The 1,880-nt window shown below is 72.4% G+C and carries 2 protein-coding genes; both read left to right on the forward strand.

What is annotated here, in order from left to right; genetic code table 11:
* The first annotated feature begins 91 nt into the window (after positions 1-91).
* Positions 92-1,246 (forward strand): mandelate racemase/muconate lactonizing enzyme family protein, encoded by a 1,155-nt coding sequence (locus AB0K00_RS57695; protein WP_363540209.1) that lies wholly within the window; start codon positions 92-94, stop codon positions 1,244-1,246.
* The coding region (locus AB0K00_RS57700) for an SDR family oxidoreductase (protein WP_363540211.1) at positions 1,239-1,880 on the forward strand (642 nt) is incomplete at its 3' end. The genes AB0K00_RS57695 and AB0K00_RS57700, both read left to right, overlap by 8 nt.

Consider the following 1,880-nt stretch of genomic DNA (forward strand, 5'->3'; position numbering starts at 1 on the left):
TCGCCGAAGAGGTCCAGTCGATCCTCATCGGCAAGAAGAACCCCAAGGAAGCCCTCACCTCCGCCCGCGACCGGATGAACGCCCTCATCAAATGAACCTCACCATCGCCTCCGTCGAAGCCATCGCCCTCGCCGCGCCGTTCTCGAAGATGTTCGACGAGGTCCCGGAATGGCTGCTCACCCCGGCGTCCAGCCATCGCGTGCTGCCGCGCCTGGGCCAGTACACCACCCTCGTCCGGATCCGAACGGTTGACGGCCTGGAGGGCATCGGGGAGGCGTACGGGCTGCCCGAGCCGCGCGTCACCGCGACCATCATCGGGCAGCTGCTGGCCCCGATGCTGGTCGGCCGGGACGCGGGGGCGTCGGAGGCGCTGTGGGAGCTCATGTTCGGCGCCCAGGCCAGCGCCGGCCGCACCGGCGGGTTCTACCTCGAAGCGATCAGCGGCATCGACCTCGCCCTGTGGGACCTGCGCGGCAAAGCCGCCGGCCAACCCGTCCACCGGCTGCTCGGCGGCCCCGTCCGCACCACCGTCCCCGTCTACGCCTCCCCGATCCCGTTCCTGCCAACCACCGCGGAGTCCGTCCAAACCGCACTGTCCTTCGTGGACGACGGCTTCCACGCCGTCAAACTCAAACTCGGCCGCGGCGAAACCACCGACCTCGCCCACGCCACCGCCGTCGCCGACGCCCTCGACGGCCGCGCCGCCCTGCACGTCGACCTCAACTGCGCCTACGACGTGAAAACCGCCATCCGCCTTGCCCACGCGCTGGAGGGCATCGGCGTCCGCTGGTTCGAGGAGCCCCTCTCCACCGACGACGTCGAGGGCCTCGCCGAGGTGCGCGCAGCCGTGCGGATCCCGGTGGTCACCGGCGAGAGCGAGTTCATCCGGTACGGCTACCGCAACCTCCTGCTCGCCCGCGCCGCCGACGTCGTCATGCCCAACCTCACCCGCGCCGGCGGCATCACCGAAGCCCGCCGCATCGCCGCACTGTGCTCCGCCTTCCACGTCGACGTCTCACCACACGGCGTCGGCTCCGCCGTCGGCCTCGCCGCCGCCCTCCAACTCGCCGCCGCCACCCCCAACGTCACCAGCCTCGAATACAACCGACTTCCCAACCCACTCCGCGACGACCTCGCGACCCCACCATCCCTTGTAGACGGTGCGCTGGTGGTGTCCGAGGAACCGGGCCTGGGCGTGACCCTCGACGAGGACCTGATCGCACACTACGAGGTGTTCCGTGCCTGAACTCGCCGTGGTGACGGGCGCCGCCGGCGGCATCGGATCCGCCGTCGCCGAACGGCTGCGGGCCGACGGGTTCATCGTCGCCGGCCTCGACCGCGACGACGGGGACCTCACCGACGAGACCGCGGTGGCCCGGCTGTTCGCCGGTCTCGGCACCGTCGGGGCTCTCGTCCACTGCGCCGGCGTCACGGCCGGCGCACCCGCGCACGAGACGGCACTCGCCGACTGGCACGCCGTCCTGGACGCCAACCTCACCTCCGCGTTCCTCTGCGTCAAGCACGCGCTGCCCGGCATGATCGCCGCAGGTCACGGCGTCATCGTGACCATCGGCTCGGTCCACGGCCGCGCGTTCGCCCCCGGGTACCCCGCCTACGCCGCCGCCAAGGCCGGCCTCGCCGCCTTCACCCGCCAGCTCGCCGTCGACTACGGCCGGCACGGCATCCGCGCCCTCACCATCAGCCCCGGCTGGATCCGGACCCCCGACACGCTCACGCGCGTCACCGACCCCGCCGACCTCGCCCGGCTCGCCGAGACCCAGCGGCCCGGCGAACCGGCGGACGTCGCCGCCGCCGTCGCGTTCGCCGTCTCCGCCGGCGCCGCCCTGCTCACCGGCACCGAGCTCGTCCTGGACGGCGGC

This window comes from Dactylosporangium sp. NPDC049525 (genome assembly GCF_040676755.1).
Classification (GTDB): Bacteria; Actinomycetota; Actinomycetes; order Mycobacteriales; family Micromonosporaceae; genus Dactylosporangium.